Annotated in this window: 16 protein-coding genes; 10 read left to right on the forward strand and 6 right to left on the reverse strand. The window is 67.4% G+C overall.

From position 1 onward, the window contains the following. The first annotated feature begins 84 nt into the window (after window positions 1–84). The 3 genes from K3551_RS17635 (at window position 85) to K3551_RS17645 (ending at window position 4,408) form a co-directional block, all read left to right on the forward strand. Entirely contained in the window at window positions 85–1,320 is a 1,236-nt protein-coding gene (locus K3551_RS17635; protein WP_259916327.1) for an aspartate kinase, read from the forward strand. A gap of 368 nt (window positions 1,321–1,688) precedes the next feature. Continuing rightward, window positions 1,689–3,920 (forward strand): phosphoenolpyruvate--protein phosphotransferase, encoded by a 2,232-nt coding sequence (ptsP, locus tag K3551_RS17640; protein ID WP_259916330.1) that lies wholly within the window; start codon window positions 1,689–1,691, stop codon window positions 3,918–3,920. Window positions 3,921–3,982: 62 nt separating this feature from the next. After that, the gene (locus K3551_RS17645; RefSeq protein WP_259916332.1) at window positions 3,983–4,408 is read left to right on the forward strand and encodes a DUF1330 domain-containing protein; all 426 of its coding nucleotides are present in this window, start codon (window positions 3,983–3,985) and stop codon (window positions 4,406–4,408) included. Here the strand turns inward: K3551_RS17645 and K3551_RS17650 are convergent. The 3 genes from K3551_RS17650 to K3551_RS17660 form a co-directional block, all read right to left on the reverse strand. Beyond that, window positions 4,331–4,807, reverse strand: coding sequence for a DUF2867 domain-containing protein (locus K3551_RS17650; protein ID WP_259916334.1), 477 nt, complete (start codon window positions 4,805–4,807; stop codon window positions 4,331–4,333). The genes K3551_RS17645 and K3551_RS17650 overlap by 78 nt on opposite strands. 84 nt (window positions 4,808–4,891) lie before the next feature. Further along, on the reverse strand, window positions 4,892–5,953 hold the full coding sequence (gene rsgA / locus K3551_RS17655; protein ID WP_259916335.1) for a ribosome small subunit-dependent GTPase A: 1,062 nt from the start codon (window positions 5,951–5,953) through the stop codon (window positions 4,892–4,894). Window positions 5,954–5,995: 42 nt separating this feature from the next. After that, window positions 5,996–6,763, reverse strand: a complete 768-nt coding sequence (locus K3551_RS17660) for a FadR/GntR family transcriptional regulator (protein WP_259916337.1) — start codon at window positions 6,761–6,763, stop codon at window positions 5,996–5,998. 134 nt (window positions 6,764–6,897) lie between these two features. Between K3551_RS17660 and K3551_RS17665 the strand changes: the two genes are divergently transcribed. Further along, entirely contained in the window at window positions 6,898–7,869 is a 972-nt protein-coding gene (locus tag K3551_RS17665; RefSeq protein WP_259916339.1) for a pyridoxal-phosphate dependent enzyme, read from the forward strand. 45 nt (window positions 7,870–7,914) lie between these two features. Here K3551_RS17665 and K3551_RS17670 read toward each other — a convergent pair whose 3' ends face one another. Continuing rightward, window positions 7,915–8,565 (reverse strand): OmpA family protein, encoded by a 651-nt coding sequence (locus tag K3551_RS17670; RefSeq protein ID WP_259916342.1) that lies wholly within the window; start codon window positions 8,563–8,565, stop codon window positions 7,915–7,917. 168 nt (window positions 8,566–8,733) lie between these two features. Continuing rightward, window positions 8,734–9,600 carry a bifunctional helix-turn-helix domain-containing protein/methylated-DNA--[protein]-cysteine S-methyltransferase gene (locus K3551_RS17675; protein WP_259916345.1) on the reverse strand — a complete coding sequence of 289 codons (867 nt, stop codon included), beginning with the start codon at window positions 9,598–9,600 and terminating at the stop codon, window positions 8,734–8,736. A 108-nt stretch (window positions 9,601–9,708) separates the two neighbouring features. Between K3551_RS17675 and nth the strand changes: the two genes are divergently transcribed. From nth to denD, 3 genes are all read left to right on the forward strand, one after another. Continuing rightward, a complete protein-coding gene (gene nth, locus K3551_RS17680; protein WP_259916348.1) occupies window positions 9,709–10,353 on the forward strand; it encodes an endonuclease III in 645 nt (214 codons plus the stop codon). Window positions 10,354–10,465: 112 nt separating this feature from the next. Further along, window positions 10,466–11,446: an adenosine kinase gene (locus K3551_RS17685; protein ID WP_259916349.1), complete on the forward strand. Its 981-nt coding sequence runs from the start codon at window positions 10,466–10,468 to the stop codon at window positions 11,444–11,446. A 192-nt stretch (window positions 11,447–11,638) separates the two neighbouring features. Further along, window positions 11,639–12,610, forward strand: a complete 972-nt coding sequence (gene denD / locus K3551_RS17690; RefSeq protein WP_259916351.1) for a D-erythronate dehydrogenase — start codon at window positions 11,639–11,641, stop codon at window positions 12,608–12,610. Window positions 12,611–12,698: 88 nt separating this feature from the next. Here denD and K3551_RS17695 read toward each other — a convergent pair whose 3' ends face one another. Then, a complete protein-coding gene (locus K3551_RS17695) occupies window positions 12,699–12,893 on the reverse strand; it encodes a SlyX family protein (protein WP_259916353.1) in 195 nt (64 codons plus the stop codon). A 70-nt stretch (window positions 12,894–12,963) separates the two neighbouring features. On the opposite strand from K3551_RS17695, the gene hisS reads away from it, so the two are divergent. The 3 genes from hisS to hisG are packed head-to-tail and all read left to right on the forward strand — an operon-like array spanning window position 12,964 to window position 16,213. Further along, a complete protein-coding gene (gene hisS / locus K3551_RS17700) occupies window positions 12,964–14,445 on the forward strand; it encodes a histidine--tRNA ligase (protein WP_259916355.1) in 1,482 nt (493 codons plus the stop codon). After that, window positions 14,442–15,530, forward strand: a complete 1,089-nt coding sequence (locus tag K3551_RS17705) for an ATP phosphoribosyltransferase regulatory subunit (RefSeq protein ID WP_259916357.1) — start codon at window positions 14,442–14,444, stop codon at window positions 15,528–15,530. Before hisS ends, K3551_RS17705 begins: the two co-directional genes overlap by 4 nt. Further along, on the forward strand, window positions 15,530–16,213 hold the full coding sequence (hisG, locus tag K3551_RS17710; protein ID WP_259916360.1) for an ATP phosphoribosyltransferase: 684 nt from the start codon (window positions 15,530–15,532) through the stop codon (window positions 16,211–16,213). The genes K3551_RS17705 and hisG overlap by 1 nt, the downstream gene beginning before the upstream one ends. Window positions 16,214–16,218 lie beyond the last annotated feature (5 nt).

Genomic DNA, 16,218 nt, shown 5'->3' on the forward strand with positions numbered 1-16,218 from the left:
CCGCGCGATCATGGCAACGCCCCCACCTTGCCCCCGGCCCGGCAAACCCCTAACAGGCCCCGGACCAATGACCCGGAGGCGCCCATGCCGCGACTCGTGATGAAATTCGGCGGAACCTCCGTCGCCAACCTCGACCGCATCCGACGCGTTGCCAAACGCGTGGGCGTCGAGGTGGCCAAAGGCTATGAGGTGATCGTCGTCGTCTCGGCCATGTCGGGCAAGACCAACGAACTGGTGGGTTGGGTGGGTGAAACCTCGCCGATGTATGACGCGCGCGAATACGATGCCGTGGTGTCCTCGGGCGAGAATGTCACCGCCGGTCTGCTGGCGCTGGTGTTGCAGGAAAACGGCATCGAGGCGCGCAGCTGGCAGGGCTGGCAGGTGCCGGTCAAGACGACCTCGGCCCATTCATCCGCGCGGATCGAGGACATCCCGACAGACAATTTCGACGACCGCTTTGCCAAGGGCATGCAGGTCGCCGTCGTCGCGGGCTTTCAGGGTGTCAGCCCCGAGGGCCGGATCACCACGCTGGGACGCGGTGGGTCGGACACGACCGCCGTGGCCTTTGCCGCCGCCTTCGAGGCGGAGCGTTGCGACATCTACACCGACGTCGACGGGGTCTATACCACCGACCCGCGCATCGCGTCCAAGGCGCGCAAGCTGGATCGCATCGCCTTTGAGGAAATGCTGGAGCTGGCGTCGCTGGGCGCAAAGGTTCTGCAGACCCGCTCGGTCGAGCTGGCGATGCGCTACAAGGTGCGGCTGAGGGTTCTCAGCAGTTTTGAGGAACAATCCGACAATGCGGGCACATTGGTCTGCGACGAGGAGGACATCATGGAATCGAATGTGATCGCAGGCGTGGCCTACAGCCGCGACGAGGCCAAGATGACCCTGGTCTCGGTGGCCGACCGCCCGGGCGTCAGCGCCGCCATTTTCGGCCCCCTGGCCGAGTCGGGCGTGAACGTGGACATGATCGTCCAGAACATCGCCGAAGACGGCCGCACCGACATGACGTTCAGCCTGCCGGTCGATCAGGTGGCGCGCGCCGAAAAAGCGGTACGCGACGCGATGGAGGCCGGGGCCATCAACTTCCACGACCTGATTGCCGACACGGACGTCAGCAAGGTGTCGGTGGTCGGGATCGGCATGCGGTCGCACGCCGGTGTGGCGGCGCGGATGTTCCAGGCCTTGTCTGCCGAGGGCATCAACATCAAGGTCATCACCACGTCGGAGATCAAGATCTCCGTCCTGATTGATCGCAAGTACATGGAACTGGCGGTTCAGGCCCTGCACGACGCCTTCGAGCTGGAAAAAGCCTGACGCCCGCCCCCGCCCACGGCGGGGGGGCGTGGGACGGGGTTCTTGGGGCTCAGCCCCGACCCTGCGCAGGCTTGACCGGATCGCCAGCGCGGGGCCCGACGGACCGGCCAGATGGCCGATGCGGGCACCGCCTTCGTCGGAATTGCAGCCCGGATAACGGGCTGTTCGCCACGATCCTGGCCGGGTCCGCGCAGGGGGCGACCGACCCGCCCGATCTGCGTATGGTCAAGGTGCCCGATCTTGCAGCAGTGCCGGATCGTGTGGCGACAAACGGCGTCGGGCTGGAACATATCCACGATTACTAGGGCTTCGCCCCTCCCCATTGTCACAAACACCGCCTATACCCGGACCCCGACAGGGAGAGTCGGATGCCAGCGCCGAAGGACAGCGAAAGCCGAAAGTTGCTGCGAAGGCTTCAGGCCGTTATGGCCGAAGCCGCGGAGGGACAGGAGCGGCTGAACCGGATCGTTGATCTGGTCGCGATCTCGATGGGGACCGAGGTCTGCTCGATCTATCTGCATCGCGACGAAAGCGTTCTGGAACTTTGCGCGACCTATGGCCTGAACGCCGAAGCGGTGCACGTCACCCGGATGCGCATGGGCGAGGGTCTGGTAGGCCACGTGGCCAAATATCGCCGGGCGGTCAACACGCCCGATGCGCCGTCGACCAAGGGGTTCCGATATATGCCCGAAACCGGGGAAGAGGTGTTTTCCTCGTTCCTCGGTGTGCCGGTACAGCGTCTGGGCGAACGGCTGGGCGTTCTGGTGGTGCAGTCCAAGGACGCGCGCGTCTATTCCGATGACGAGGTCTATGCCCTCGAAGTGGTCGCCATGGTCCTGGCCGAAATGACAGAGCTGGGTGCCTTCGTCGGCGAAGGAGAGGCGCTGAAACCCCGGCACAAGCAACAGGTGATGGTCCGCGGCGTGACCGGGCAGGAAGGATCCGCCGAGGGTATCGTCCATCTGCACGATCCGCGCGTCGTGATCACCAATCCGGTCAGCGATGATCCCGACCACGAAAGGACCCGCCTGACCACAGCCATCGACGCGCTGCGCGTGTCGGTCGATCAGATGTTGTCGGCCGCCTCGGGCGACAGCGAACAGACCGAGGTGATCGAAGCCTTTCGCATGTTCGCCTATTCCCGCAGCTGGCTGCGCCGGATGGAGGCGGACATCGACGCGGGCCTGACCGCCGAAGCCGCCGTCGAAAAGGAACAGACCGCTGCGCGCGCCCGCATGTCCGGGGCCGACCCCTATCTGCGCGACCGGCTGGCCGATCTGGACGACTTGTCGAACCGCCTGCTGCGGATGCTGACCGGTCAGGGGCGCGACAGTTCGGAGTTGCCGGACGGCGCGGTTCTGGTCGCCCGCAATATCGGGCCGGGCGAATTGCTGGAATACGGTCGCCGGCTGCGCGGTGTGGTGCTGGAGGACGGCGCCGTCGGCAGCCACGCCGCCATCGTCGCCCGCGCCTGGGCGATCCCGCTGGTTCTGCAGGCGCAGGGCATCACCTCCGAGGCGCTGTCGGGCGATCCGATCCTGGTCGACGGTGACCAGGGCATTGTCCATCTGCGCCCCGACGACGCGGTCCGTGCCGCCTTTTCCGACAAGCTGGCCATGCAGGCCGAGGCGCAAACCCGCTACGCCTCGATCCGCGACCGGGCGTGTTTTTCCGCCGACGGCCACCGGATCGAATTGATGATGAACGCGGGCCTGATGGCGGACCTGCCGTCCCTGCTGTCGTCGGGGGCCGAAGGCGTGGGCCTGTTCCGCACCGAATTGCAGTTCCTGACCCGCAACAAGGTGCCGCGCCGGGGCGAGCTGGCCTCGCTCTATGCTCGGGTGACCAAGGCGGCGCAGGGCAAGCCGGTGACCTTCCGCACGCTCGACATCGGGTCGGACAAGGTGCTGCCCTACATGAAGGCACAGGAAGAGCCGAACCCCGCGATGGGATGGCGCGCCATTCGCGTCGGGCTCGACAAGAAGGGCGTGATGCGGATGCAGCTGCAGGCTTTGCTCCGCGCCGTGAATGGCGCGCCCCTGCGCATCATGTTCCCCTTCATTGCCCAGTTGGAGGAATTCCTGGCCGCACGCGGCCACCTGCTGCGCGAAATCCACCGAGAGACATCGCTCGGCCACCCGCTACCCAGCAAGCTGGAGGTGGGGGCCATGCTGGAGACGCCGTCGATGGCCTTCGCCCCGCGCAAGTTCTTCGAAGAGGCGGATTTCATCTCTATCGGGGGCAACGACCTCAAGCAGTTCTTCTTTGCCGCCGACCGCGAAAACGAACGGGTGCGGCGGCGCTACGACACGTTGAATGTCAGTTTCCTGTCGCTGATCGAACAGATCGTCGCCCGCTGCGCCGAGACCGGCACCCCCGTCAGCTTCTGCGGCGAAGATGCCGGACGCCCGGTCGAGGCGCTGTGCTTTGCCGCCATGGGCCTGCGGTCGCTGTCGATGCGGCCCGCGTCGATTGGGCCGGTCAAGCACATCTTGCTGCGGTCCAACCTGTCGGAGGTGCGCGACGTCATCGCCACCGCCCGCGACTCGGGCGAACAAAGCGTGCGCCCCGCCGTGATGGAGTACCTCCGCACCCGCTGAGCCACGCAAGGCTTGCCAGATGCCGCCCCGCGCCCCAGTCTGCCCCAGGAGGGGGAGCCGCCATGGCCGCATATGTGATCTTCGACGTCGATATCCGGGACCGCGCGCAATACGCGGAGTTCATGGAAGGTGTGAAGCCCGCGCTGGAGGCAGCCGGAGGCCGCTATCTGGTGCGCGGCGGCGACCATCATGTCCACGAAGGTGCCTGGATGCCGCGCCGCCTGGTGCTGATCGAATTCCCGACCATGGCCGCATGGCAGGACTTCTATACCGGTGAAACCTATCAGAGCCTCAAGGCGATCCGCGACGGCAGCAGCTCTGCGCGGTTGGTATCGGTAGAGGGCGTGCCAGAGGCCCCGTCCCCCCCAAAGCCCCCCACACCCGAACCGACGTCCCGCGCCAAGCCCCCCTCAGCCGGCGCGGGCGACACGGGCCAGGGCATTGCGGGCGATGGCGATGTGAAAGGGCAGGATCAGGGTCAGGTATAGCCGCCCGCCCCAGTTGTGCGGATCGACCCAGGTCGCCAGATGAACCCGGCCTTCGCGTGACAGGACAGAGACGCGAAAGTTCAGATGCCTGTCGTCGAACCCGGCGACGATCTCTTCTGCATCCGCATGTTCGACGGGGAACGGGCCCAACTTGTCCGCCGCGTCTGGCCCGTCCTGTGACAGGCCGAAAGGTGCCGTGACGATGCGGCGAAGCTCCAGCAGCAGGCGCGCCCAGCCCGGAAAGGTCACGATGATCTCGGCGGCGCGGCGCGGGTCCAGGTTCGAGGGAACCGCGTAGCAGTCGAGGAAATCGCCAGGTTTGCGAAGCAGCGCGAGACGGCTGCCAGCGGGCAGTGCAGTGGTCGAGACGGACATCGGAGAGCCTTCAAATTGTGACACGCCGACGCTCTGCCGATGGGGGGGATCGGCGCAAGCCGGATCGGCGGGCCGCTACGTTGGGTCGCGCCCCCCTTTTCGGGCGGGTCAGCGTTTCTTGGCGCGGACGGCCTTGTTGACCATCTTGCCGAACGCCTTGTCGCGGCGACGCCGTTCGGCCAGATCGGCCGAATTATGCGCCTCTTCGGCGGCCAGCTTGCGCCAGCGATCCAGGCGACCGGCATCAATGCGTCCCACCTCCACCGCCTCGCGGACGGCACAGCCCGGTTCCCTGTCGTGGGCGCAGTCGGAAAAGCGGCAGTTCAACGCCAACTCTTCGATGTCCGCATAGACGTCGCGGATGCCATCGGCGGCATCGGTCAGCTGCAGCTCCCGCATACCGGGCGTATCGAGCACCGCGAAATCGCCCGGAACAACCGACAATTCGCGCCGCGTGGTCGTGTGACGGCCCCGTGCGTCATCCTCTCGGATGCCACCGGTTTTTGCCACTTCCGCGCCGTGCAGCGCGTTGAGAAGGGTCGACTTGCCCACACCCGACGTCCCCAGGAACGCGACCGTTCGCCCCGGACGGCCCCAGGCGCTCAGCCGGTCGCGCACATCCCCGCCCTTGGCGTTGATGCACAGAACCGGCACCTGATCCGAAATCGCCTCTGCCTCGGCCACATAGGGGCCGGGGTCGTCGCACAGGTCGGGCTTGGTCAGCAGGATCACCGGTTCGGTGCCCGCGTCGAAGGCCAGGGCGAGATAGCGTTCCAACCGGGCCAGGTTGAAATCCTTGTTGCAGGACGTGACGATGAAACTGGTGTCGATATTGGCCGCGATCAACTGGATCTGGACGTCGCGGCCCGGTGCGCGGCGCTGAATCAGACTGCGGCGGTCCAGTCGGCGGACCATCCCCGCCTCGTCCAGCATCAGCCAATCGCCCACCGTCACCTCGGCGTCCGGCGGCAGAACGCGGCTGCCGTCGGCCAATGCCACGGTCAGGCCGGAACGGTCCACACGTGTCACCCGGCCCGGCGGCGTCGCCTCCATCTCATCGGTATCAACCTGCTGCGCGAAATGCGGCCCCCAGCCCAGCGCGGTCAGACGCGGGACGCGGCGCGGGGTTTCGGCGGCACCCGGTAGAAACTGGCTATAGTCGCGAACCATACCCAAGGGCATCGCATACGCAGAGCGAAAGGCAAGGGCCGTTCAGCTGCCGACCTCTTTTTGCAGACGCAGGCGGGCCACCCCCTCGTGCTTGTCCGCCTCTCGCTGATCGGCGAGGCAGCGGCGCACAAAGGACAGATGCGCGTTCACGGCCGCCTGCGACCCGTCCGAGTCGCGTGCCTGCAGGGCATCATTGATGGCGCGGTGCTGGTCCAGCAGCGCATCGCGCGTCGTGCGCTGTTTGAACATGATCGACCGGTTGTAGAACACGCCTTCGCGCAGCAGATCCATCATCGAGCGCATCATGTGCAACATGATGACGTTATGGCTGGCCTCGATGATCGCCATGTGGAAATCCGCATCGAGCGAGGCCTCCTCCGAGGGATCGCGCTTGGTATGGGCGACCTCCATCTTGCGAAAGATCGTGTCGACCAGTGCCAGATCGGTGTCCGATCCCTTGCGCGCGGCGCGGGCGGCGGCCAGCCCCTCCATGTCGCGGCGGAAGGCGATGTAGTCGTCCAGCGCATCCTCCTGCGTGGAAAACAGGCGGATCAGCGCGGGCGAGAAAGCCGAGCCCAGAACATCGGCGACAAAGATCCCGGACCCGGCACGGGTGGACAACAGGCCCCGGCTCTGCAATTCAGCCACTGCTTCGCGCAGCGAGGGGCGCGAGACGCCGAGCCGTTCGGCCAGCTCCCGCTCGGACGGCAGGCGGTCGCCGGGACGCAGGATGCCGCGCAGGATCAGGTTCTCGATCTGACGCACCACCGCCGAGGCCAGCTTTTCCGCTTCGATCATCTGGAACGGCATTGGCGCGTTTCCCTATTATTGGTCAAATTATCTGACCACATCTTGTTAGCGCAAGCATCCGGGCCGCGACAAGGTGCTTCGCGCGAAAGGCGGGTTTACGCTAGGCTCCGTTGACGCCTTGACCGGAGGTTTCCGTGACCCTTTTCGACCTCGACCGCCCTGTCGCAGTGCTGCGCGATTGCCCGGTGCATGTCCGGACCCCGCTGCATCGGCACCGGACCAAGGACCGCGACGTCTGGCTGAAGGATGAAAGCGCGCGCATGGGCCTGGGGTCTTTCAAGGCTTTGGGGGGCGTTTATGCCGTGGCGCGCCTGCTGCAGGCGCGCCTGGGTCGGATGCCCTCCCCCGGTGACCGCCACGACGTCACCTTCACCTGCGCCAGTGCGGGCAACCATGGCCTGTCCGTGGCCGCCGGTGCGCGGCTGTTCGGGGCCCGCGCCCGCGTCCACCTGGCCGAAACCGTGGACGAGGCCTTTGCGGACCGGCTGCGCGCCAAGGGGGCGCGGGTCGTCCGTTCCGGGGCCACGTATGACCAGAGCGTCACCGCCGCCGTGGCCGATGCCAAGGCGACTGGTGCGATCCACCTGGCTGACGGATCCTGGCCCGGCTATACCGAACCGCCGCGTCTGGTGATGGAGGGATATACCGTCATGGGCGAAGAGCTGCGCCAGCAGTTCACCGACGCCCGGACCTGGCCCGCCCATGTCTACCTGCAGGCCGGGGTCGGCGGGCTGGCCGCCGCCCTGGCCTATGTCATTCGCAACCGCTGGCCGGTTCAACCGGAAATCGTGGTGGTCGAACCCGACGCCGCGCCCTGCCTTGCGGCCAGCCACGCGGCGGGGCACCCGGTGACCGTTTCAGGACCGGAGTCGATCATGGGGCGGCTTGACTGCAAGGCCCCGTCCCTGCTGGCGCTGGAGGTTCTGACACAGACCGTCGACCGCTTTGTCACCGTCTCGGACAGCGCCGCCGAGATGGCGATGAACACCGCGTCCGATCTGGGCCATGCCAGCACGCCGTCCGGATGCGCCGGACTGGCCGCGATGCTGCGCGACAACGCAGGCCCGGCGCTGGTCATCCTGTCGGAAGGCACCGTCTGCGCATAAAAAGGCGCGCCCGAAGGCGCGCCTTGTGATCGTCAGGTCCGGACCTTAGCGGATGGGCGTAATCACGATTTCCACCCGGCGGTTCTGTTGACGCCCGGCCGGGGTGTTGTTGGTGGCAATCGGCTGCGCCTCGCCGCGACCTATCGACACGATCCGGTTCCCCGGAACGCCGGTTTCCAGCAGGATGCCCGACACGGCGCGGGCGCGCCGCTCCGACAGGTCCTGGTTGTAGGCGGCGGAGCCTTCGCTGTCGGTGTGACCGATCACCTGGACGGTTGTGTTCGGATACTGCAGCAGGTTGCGGCCCAGCGCGCGGATGTCGCCCTGCAGATCGGCGCGCAGGTTTGCGCTGTCGGTCGAGAACAGGATGTCCTGCGGCATCGTCACGATCAGCTGGTCGCCGGTGTTGACGATGGTGATCCGGTCGTCGCCCAGCTGGGCGCGCAGGTCAGCGGCCTGGCGGTCCAGGTTGGCACCGATGGCCCCGCCCAGCAGGCCGCCCACGACGGCACCCGCCGCGATTTCATCGGCGCGGCTGCCGTCGCCCAGGATGGCCCCCGCGGCGGCCCCGACACCGGCCCCGATCAGCGCACCGTTCCGGGTGCGGTTCGGCTCGCCAGTTGTGGCATCGACGCAGCCCGCAAGGGCGAGGGCCGAGGCGGCGGCCAGCATCAGGGGGGTCTTGAAGAAGGTCATGTCAGTCTTTCCGTGCATGGATGTGCGCGTCTGTTAACGCATCGGGGCGGCTTGGGTTCCATACCCGCCGATGACCCGCCCTGGAATGCGCGACGCTCCGCCGGCAGATGCGCCCGGCCTGCCCGCTAGGCAATAACAATCGCGGCGAACGCAGGGGATGTCCCCTCTTTACAGGGCTTCGGCGCGGCTGCTTTCCCAGGCCAGCATGGCGCGCTTGACCGGCAGGCCCCAGTGATACCCGCCCAGCCCGCCCGACTTGCGCAACGCCCGGTGGCAGGGGATCAGCCAACTGACCGGATTGCGCCCGACGGCGGTTCCCACGGCCCGCACGGCACGGGGGCTGCCGATGCGCGCGGCGATCTCCGAATAGGTGGTGACATGGCCGGTCGGGATGGTCATCAAGGCTTCCCAGACCTTGATCTGAAAGGGGGCGCCGATCAGATGCAGTCGCGCGGCACCCGCCCCCCGGAACAGATCGGCCACCAGCGGGCCGATGGCGGCGCCATCCTCGCGCAGATCGGCCTCCGGCCAGCGGGCCGCCATGTCCGTCAAAGCGGCCGCGCGCCCCGTCTCTGCCACAAAGGCCAGGCCGCAGATGCCGCGATCGGTTGCCATCACCAGTATTTCGCCGAATGGGCTGTCGCCCCAGCCATAGCGGATCGACAGGCCCGCCCCACCGCGCGCGTAGTCCCCCGGCGACATCGATTCCCAGCGCAGAAACAGGTCATGCAACCGCCCCGTGCCCGACAGACCGGCGCTGGCGGCCGTGTCCAGCAGGGTGAACCGCTCCTTCAGAAGGGCCTTGGCGTGGCCCAGCGCCAGATACTGCTGAAACCGCTTGGGACTGACCCCGGCCCAGGCGCTGAAGACACGCTGGAAATGGGCGGGGGACATGCGCATCTCGGCGGCCAGATCCTCCAGCGAGGGCGGCGCATCCGCGCGGGCATCAATCAGTTCGATGGCGCGGCGCATCACCGCATAGTGGTAGCTGCCTTCGGGCGTATCGGGGCCAGGCAGATGGCTCTGGTCGGTCATCACATCTCTCCGTCTTGCCCCCATGGATAGGCCGCCGCTCAGGCCCTCGCGACCCGAAACCTGCGCCATCGGCGTTGCACCGGTCCCCGCCCCGCGCCAAAAGGGCCCATGGCCAAACAACTCCCCTATGCCGCGATGCGCGAAATCTTCGCCCGTTTCCAGGCCGCCGAGCCGGAACCCAAGGGCGAGTTGGAGCATGTGAACGCCTACACCCTGGTCGTCGCAGTGGCCCTGTCGGCACAGGCGACGGATGCGGGCGTAAACAAGGCCACGCGCGGGCTTTTCGCGCAGGCCGACACGCCACAAAAGATGCTCGATCTGGGGCTGGAGGCGGTGACCGAACACATCCGCACCATCGGCCTGTACCGCAACAAGGCCAAGAACGTCATCAAGCTCAGCCAGATCCTCGTGGATGACTACGGCGGAGAGGTCCCGTCAAGCCGCGCCGCCCTGCAATCCCTGCCCGGCGTTGGGCGCAAGACGGCCAATGTGGTGCTCAACATGTGGTGGGGTCACCCCGCGCAGGCGGTCGACACCCATATCTTCCGCGTCGGAAACCGCGCCGGTATCGCGCCCGGCAAGGACGTCGATGCCGTCGAACGCGCCATTGAGGACAACATTCCCGCCGAATACCAACGCCACGCGCACCATTGGCTGATCCTGCACGGCCGCTACACCTGCGTGGCCCGCAAACCGAAATGCGGTGCCTGCCTGATTGCAGACCTCTGCCAGTTCGAAGACAAGACCCCCTGACGACAAACCCACCCCCCTGTTTCTTCTCGGCGCAAATACTCCGGGGGTCCGGGGGCAGAGCCCCCGGCGGATCGGCCCGCGCCAGCGGGCCGAGACCCAGAAAGGACCCGACATGACCCATGATGTGATCGGCATCGGCAACGCGATCGTCGATGTGATTTCCCCCTGCTCCGACACGTTCCTCGACCAGATGGGAATCGAGAAAGGCATCATGCAGCTGATCGAGCGTGACCGCGCCGAGCTGCTTTATGCGGCGATGTCCGAACGGGTCGAGGCGCCGGGCGGCTCCGTCGCGAACACGCTGGCGGGGATCGGCGCGCTGGGGCTGTCGACGGCGTTCATCGGCAAGGTCAAGGACGATGCCCTGGGCCGGTTCTATGCCCAGACGATGCAGGCATCCGGCACCGCCTTCCCAAACGCACCCAAGGATGTGGATCTACCGACCTCCCGCTCCATGATCTTCGTGACACCCGATGGGGAGCGGTCGATGAACACCTATCTCGGGGCGGGTGCCGACATCGCATCTGCGGACGTGCCGGACGTCTTCGACGGCGGCGGCATCCTGTTCCTCGAAGGGTATCTTTTCGACAAGGACGACGGCAAGACGGCCTTCTCCGAGGCGGCGACCAGGATGAAGACGGCGGGCGGACGCTCTGCCATCACCATTTCCGACCCGTTCTGTGCCGAGCGTCACCGCGCCGATTTCCAGCGCCTGATCGCCGAGGACATGGACATCGCCATCGGCAACGCCGCCGAATGGATGACGCTTTATGAAACGGACGACCTGGACCGCGCGGTCGGCATGGCCGCCGACGTCTGCGAGGTCGTGGCCTGCACCCGCTCGGGCGAGGATGTCTGGGTCCGCTCTGGCAGCACCCGCGCCACGGCACCGGTCACGCCCGCCAAGGTGGTGGACGCAACAGGCGCGGGCGACCAATTTGCCGCCGGGTTCCTGTACGGCCTGGCCTCGGGCCGCGATCTGGAGACCTCGGCCCGCATGGGTGTCGTCTGCGCCCGCGAAGTCATCGGCCACATGGGCCCCCGTCCCGCCGAAGACGTCGCCGCACTGTTCCGGGCCGAGGGGTTGCTCTGATCCGGTGTGAACTGTTCTGCGAAAAGGTGTCCACCGATGGGGGCGTCCCGGCCCTGGGTGTGGTGCGGTCAGATGAGCATTTTTGCCGAGACGAGGACCAGGTTGGATAAATATCGCCAGGCCGGTCGATTGTCGCATCTGGTCCCGGGGCCGCGTCGCGCCTAGTTTGCCCCCGGGACAGGAGGACGGACCATGCATATTCTCATCACCGGCGCAGCCGGCATGATCGGGCGCAAACTCACCGAGGCGTTGGTGGCGCGCGGCACTCTGCGCGGAGAGCCGATCTCCGCGATGACGCTGGTGGATGTCGTGGCCCCCGTACTGCCCGACGGCATTCCGGGGGCGGCCTTGGCCGCGGACCTGAGCGACCCGGCCGCGGCTCCCGCGCTGACAGAGGCGCGGCCGGACGTGATCTTTCACCTGGCCGCAATCGTATCGGGCGAGGCCGAGGCGGATACGGCCAAGGGCTATGCGGTCAATCTGCAGGGAACGATATCCCTGTGCGAGGCGATTGCCGCGCAGGACGACTATGCGCCGCGCCTGGTCTTCACCTCATCCATTGCCGTCTTTGGCGTCCCCCTGCCGCAGGTCATCGGTGACGACGTGCAACCAAAGCCGCTGACGTCCTATGGCACGCAAAAGCTGATGGGAGAGCTGCTGATCAATGACCTCAGCCGCAAGGGATTGCTCGATGGCATCTCCCTTCGGCTGCCGACGATCTGCATTCGCCCGGGCAAGCCCAACGCGGCGGCGTCGGGCTTCTATTCCTCCATCCTGCGGGAACCGCTTGCGGGTCAGCGCGCGACGCTGCCGGTGTCGGAGGATACGCGGCACTGGTTTGCCTCGCCGCGCGCCGCCGTCGGGTTCCTGATCCACGCGGCGGAACTCGATACCTCCGGTCTGGGCCAGGACCGCGCGCTGAACCTGCCCGGCGTCGATGCCACGGTGGGCGACGAGATCGCGGCGCTGGCTCGGGTCGCGGGCACCGAGGCGGCGGCGCGCATCGACCGGGTCGCGGACCCGGCGGTGGCCGCGATCGTCGCGGGCTGGCCGCAGGCCTTCGATCCGGTGCGGGCCCGTGCCTTGGGGTTCAAGGCGGAGCCGAACATGGACACCATCATTCGCGTCCATATCGAAGATGAACTCGACGGTCAGATCGGCTGATCCCAGCCCTGCGGGCTCCTCGTCCCGCCGTCCGCGCCGCGCGGCGGTGCCCGGCCCGAACCCCGCGCAGCGGTCGGGGCCGCGCGTCCTACCAGTGCGGCGGGCGCTGATCGGCCAGGGCCGCGGTGCCGCCGGCATCCAGCTCGGCCTCGGCGGCCCGTTCCATCAACATGCGCACGCGACGTTCCAGCAGGGCGATCTCGTCCGATTGTCGGGCCACGACATCGGACAGGTCCTCGACCGCGCGGGTCAGGTGGGCGATGCGTTCTTCCAGTTGCTGCATGAGACGCGATCCTTGGTTGCGGCACGGGGGCGCGGCCCGTATTGGACGCGCGACGAAAGGAGGGCGAACCATGGCCAAGAAGCAGAAAATCCGCCGCCCCAGCGCACAGACGCCCAAGGGCTTCCGCGACTATTTCGGCGCTGAGGTCACCCAGCGCAAGGCCATGCTCGACCAGATCGCCCATGTCTACCATCTCTATGGGTTCGAGGCACTGGAATCCTCGGCGGTGGAGACGGTCGAGGCTCTGGGCAAGTTCCTGCCCGACGTGGATCGCCCCAACGAAGGTGTCTTCGCCTGGGAAGAAGACACCGACTGGCTGGCGCTGCGCTATGACCTGACCGCCCCGCTGGCGCGGGTCTATGCCCAGCACCGCAACGACCTGCCGACCCCCTATCGCCGCTATGCGATGGGGCCGGTCTGGCGCAACGAAAAGCCGGGGCCGGGGCGGTTCCGGCAGTTTTATCAGTGTGATGCGGATACGGTGGGCACGGCCTCGGTCGTCGCCGACGCGGAAATCTGCGCCATGCTGTCGGATGTTCTGGAAAAGGTCGGAATCGCGCGCGGCGATTACGTGGTGCGGATCAACGACCGCAAGGTCCTGAACGGCGTGATGGAGGTGGCGGGCGTGCTCGACCCCGCCGACCCGGACGCCCACGCCCGCGAACGCGGCATCGTGCTGCGCGCCATCGACAAGCTGGACCGGCTGGGGCCGGACGGCGTGCGCGCCCTGCTGGGCGAAGGCCGCAAGGACGACAGCGGGGATTTCACCGACGGGGCGGGTTTGGCTGCTGCGCAGGTCGAGACTGTCATGGCCTTCATGGACGCCCGCCGCGACACCGGGGCCGACACGCTGGCCCGCCTGCGCGAGATCGTCGGAGACAGCGCGACCGGTGCCGACGGCGTCGCCGAACTCGAACAGATCGCGGCCCTGCTGGACGCTCAGGGCTACGGCCCCGACCGCATCGTCATCGACCCCAGCGTCGTGCGCGGCCTGGGTTATTACACCGGCCCCGTCTACGAGGCCGAGCTGACTTTCGAGATCACCGACGAAAAGGGCCGCCCGCGTCAGTTCGGCTCCGTCGCGGGGGGCGGGCGCTACGACGATCTGGTGACGCGCTTCACCGGGCAGGCGGTGCCTGCCACCGGTGTCTCCATCGGGGTGGACCGGCTGCTGGCCGCACTGACCGCCAAGGGCCGGATCGACAAGGCGGCACCCGGCCCGGTCATCGTCACCGTCATGGACCGCGACCGCATGGCCGACTACCAGTCGATCGTCGCGACCCTGCGCCAGGCCGACATCCGGGCCGAGGTCTATCTGGGCAACCCCAAGAACTTCGGCAACCAGTTGAAATACGCCGACAAGCGGGCGTCGCCGGCGGCGATCATCCAGGGCACGGACGAAGCCGCGCGCGGTGTCGTGCAGGTCAAGGATCTGGTGCTCGGGGCGAAACTGGCGGCAGAGGCCAGCCTGGAGGAGTGGAAAGAGAACCCCTCTCAGACCGAGGTCCCCTTGGCCGATCTGGTGCCCTTCCTGCAAAGGTTGTTGTCATGATCACCGCCAGCGACCGGACCCGTGCCGCAGGCCTGCTGGCGCAGTTGCAGGCCGCCGGCGCCGCCACCGTCGAGACACCGATCCTGCAACCGGCGGGCACGCTGCTGGACCTCTACGGCGAAGACATCCGCGCCCGCGCCTTCACCACCACCGACCCGGCGGCGGGTGAAATGATGCTGCGCCCGGATTTCACCGTGCCCGTCGTTCAGGCCCATATGGACGGCGGTGCCGAACCCGCGCGCTATGCCTACATGGGCGAGGTGTTTCGCCGCCAGGAAGACGACCCCACCCGTGCCCGCGAATACCTGCAGGTCGGCTACGAGGTTTTCGACCGCGACCGCCCGGCGGATGCCGATGCGGAGGTTTTTGCCCGGATGACCGAGGTTCTGGCCCCCTGGAGCCCCGTGCCCGCGACCGGCGACCTGGGTATCCTGATCGCCGCCGTCGAAGGGCTCAGCACCAGCCCGCGCCGTCGCGCGGCGCTGCGCCGGCACCTGTGGCGGCCCGCCCGCTTCCGCCGGTTGATGGACCGCTTCACCGGCAAGTTGGAAACCCCGGCAAAACGCGCAACCCTGCTTGCGCGGCTCGCCGTGGATGGGCCCGAAACGCTGATCGCCTCTGCCGGCACCCATGTCGGCCTGCGCGACACGGGCGAGATCGCGGCACGCCTACAGGCGCTGTCGCAGGACGCCGCGGACGCAGCCCTGCACCCCGCCGAGGCCGAGGTGATCAATACGATCCTGACCATGGAAGGGACGATGACCGCCGCGCTGTCGCCGCTGCGCGACCTGGCGGTCGATCTGCCCGCCCTGACCCCGGCCGCCGACCGGCTGGAGGCCCGCGCCGAGGCGATGGCCCGTCGCGGCCTGACGCCCGATACCTTGCCGTTTGCGCCGGCTCGTGGTCGGACGGCCATGGAATACTACGACGGGTTCGTCTTTACCCTGTCCGCACGGGGGCGCCCAGGCCAACCGCCGCTGGCGACTGGCGGGCGCTATGATGCGCTGACGTCGGTGCTGGGTCGGGGACGATCCATCCCTGCCGTGGGCGGCGTGATCCGGCCCGGCCTGTTGGAGGCGCTGTGATGATTCTGCTTGGCGTACCGTCCAAGGGACGGCTAATGGAAAAGACCTTCGACTGGTTCGGCAAGCGCGGTCTGACGCTGTCGCGCAGCGGGTCGGAACGCGAATATGCGGGTCACGTCGACGGGGCGGAGGTCGGCCTCGTCCTGCTGTCGGCCTCGGAGATTCCGCGCGAACTGGCGGCGGGGCGCATCCATCTGGGCGTCACCGGCAGCGACCTCGTGCAGGAGAAACTGGTCGGTTGGGACCAACAGGTCGAGGCCGTGGCCCCGATGGGGTTTGGCCATGCGGACCTGATCCTGGCGGTGCCGAAGGTCTGGGTCGATGTCGATAGCCTCGACGATCTGGACGCGGCTGCCGCCCAGTTCCGGGCGACCCACGGTCACCGGCTGCGGATCGCCACCAAATACCACCGCCTTGTCCGCGATTTCCTGCGCGAAAAGGGCGTGGCGGACTATCAGCTGGTCGATAGCCAGGGCGCGACCGAAGGCACCGTAAAGAACGGCACCGCCGAGGCCATCGCCGACATCACGTCGACGGGGGAAACGTTGCGGGCCAATCACCTGAAGGTGCTGGACGATGGGCTGATCCACGCCAGCCAGGCAACGCTGTTTCGCGCGCGCAAGGCCACCTGGTCCGACGCGGCGCGCGCGGAAATGGCGCGCCTGATGCAGCAACTGACCTGAGGTTC

Origin of the sequence: Jannaschia sp. M317 (genome assembly GCF_025141175.1) — a bacterium.
Lineage (GTDB): Bacteria > Pseudomonadota > Alphaproteobacteria > Rhodobacterales > Rhodobacteraceae > Jannaschia.

Bases quoted from the DNA above. Each gene is read 5' to 3' on its own strand.
- nth (WP_259916348.1), top strand. From the start codon at position 9,709: ATGGCCAAACAACTCCCCTATGCCGCGATGCGCGAAATCTTCGCCCGT.
- K3551_RS17660 (WP_259916337.1), bottom strand. From the start codon at position 6,763: ATGCCGTTCCAGATGATCGAAGCGGAAAAGCTGGCCTCGGCGGTGGTG.
- hisS (WP_259916355.1), top strand. From the start codon at position 12,964: ATGGCCAAGAAGCAGAAAATCCGCCGCCCCAGCGCACAGACGCCCAAG.
- hisG (WP_259916360.1), top strand. From the start codon at position 15,530: ATGATTCTGCTTGGCGTACCGTCCAAGGGACGGCTAATGGAAAAGACC.
- K3551_RS17685 (WP_259916349.1), top strand. From the start codon at position 10,466: ATGACCCATGATGTGATCGGCATCGGCAACGCGATCGTCGATGTGATT.
- K3551_RS17675 (WP_259916345.1), bottom strand. From the start codon at position 9,600: ATGACCGACCAGAGCCATCTGCCTGGCCCCGATACGCCCGAAGGCAGC.
- denD (WP_259916351.1), top strand. From the start codon at position 11,639: ATGCATATTCTCATCACCGGCGCAGCCGGCATGATCGGGCGCAAACTC.
- K3551_RS17670 (WP_259916342.1), bottom strand. From the start codon at position 8,565: ATGACCTTCTTCAAGACCCCCCTGATGCTGGCCGCCGCCTCGGCCCTC.
- K3551_RS17695 (WP_259916353.1), bottom strand. From the start codon at position 12,893: ATGCAGCAACTGGAAGAACGCATCGCCCACCTGACCCGCGCGGTCGAG.
- K3551_RS17645 (WP_259916332.1), top strand. From the start codon at position 3,983: ATGGCCGCATATGTGATCTTCGACGTCGATATCCGGGACCGCGCGCAA.
- rsgA (WP_259916335.1), bottom strand. From the start codon at position 5,953: ATGGTTCGCGACTATAGCCAGTTTCTACCGGGTGCCGCCGAAACCCCG.
- ptsP (WP_259916330.1), top strand. From the start codon at position 1,689: ATGCCAGCGCCGAAGGACAGCGAAAGCCGAAAGTTGCTGCGAAGGCTT.
- K3551_RS17635 (WP_259916327.1), top strand. From the start codon at position 85: ATGCCGCGACTCGTGATGAAATTCGGCGGAACCTCCGTCGCCAACCTC.
- K3551_RS17705 (WP_259916357.1), top strand. From the start codon at position 14,442: ATGATCACCGCCAGCGACCGGACCCGTGCCGCAGGCCTGCTGGCGCAG.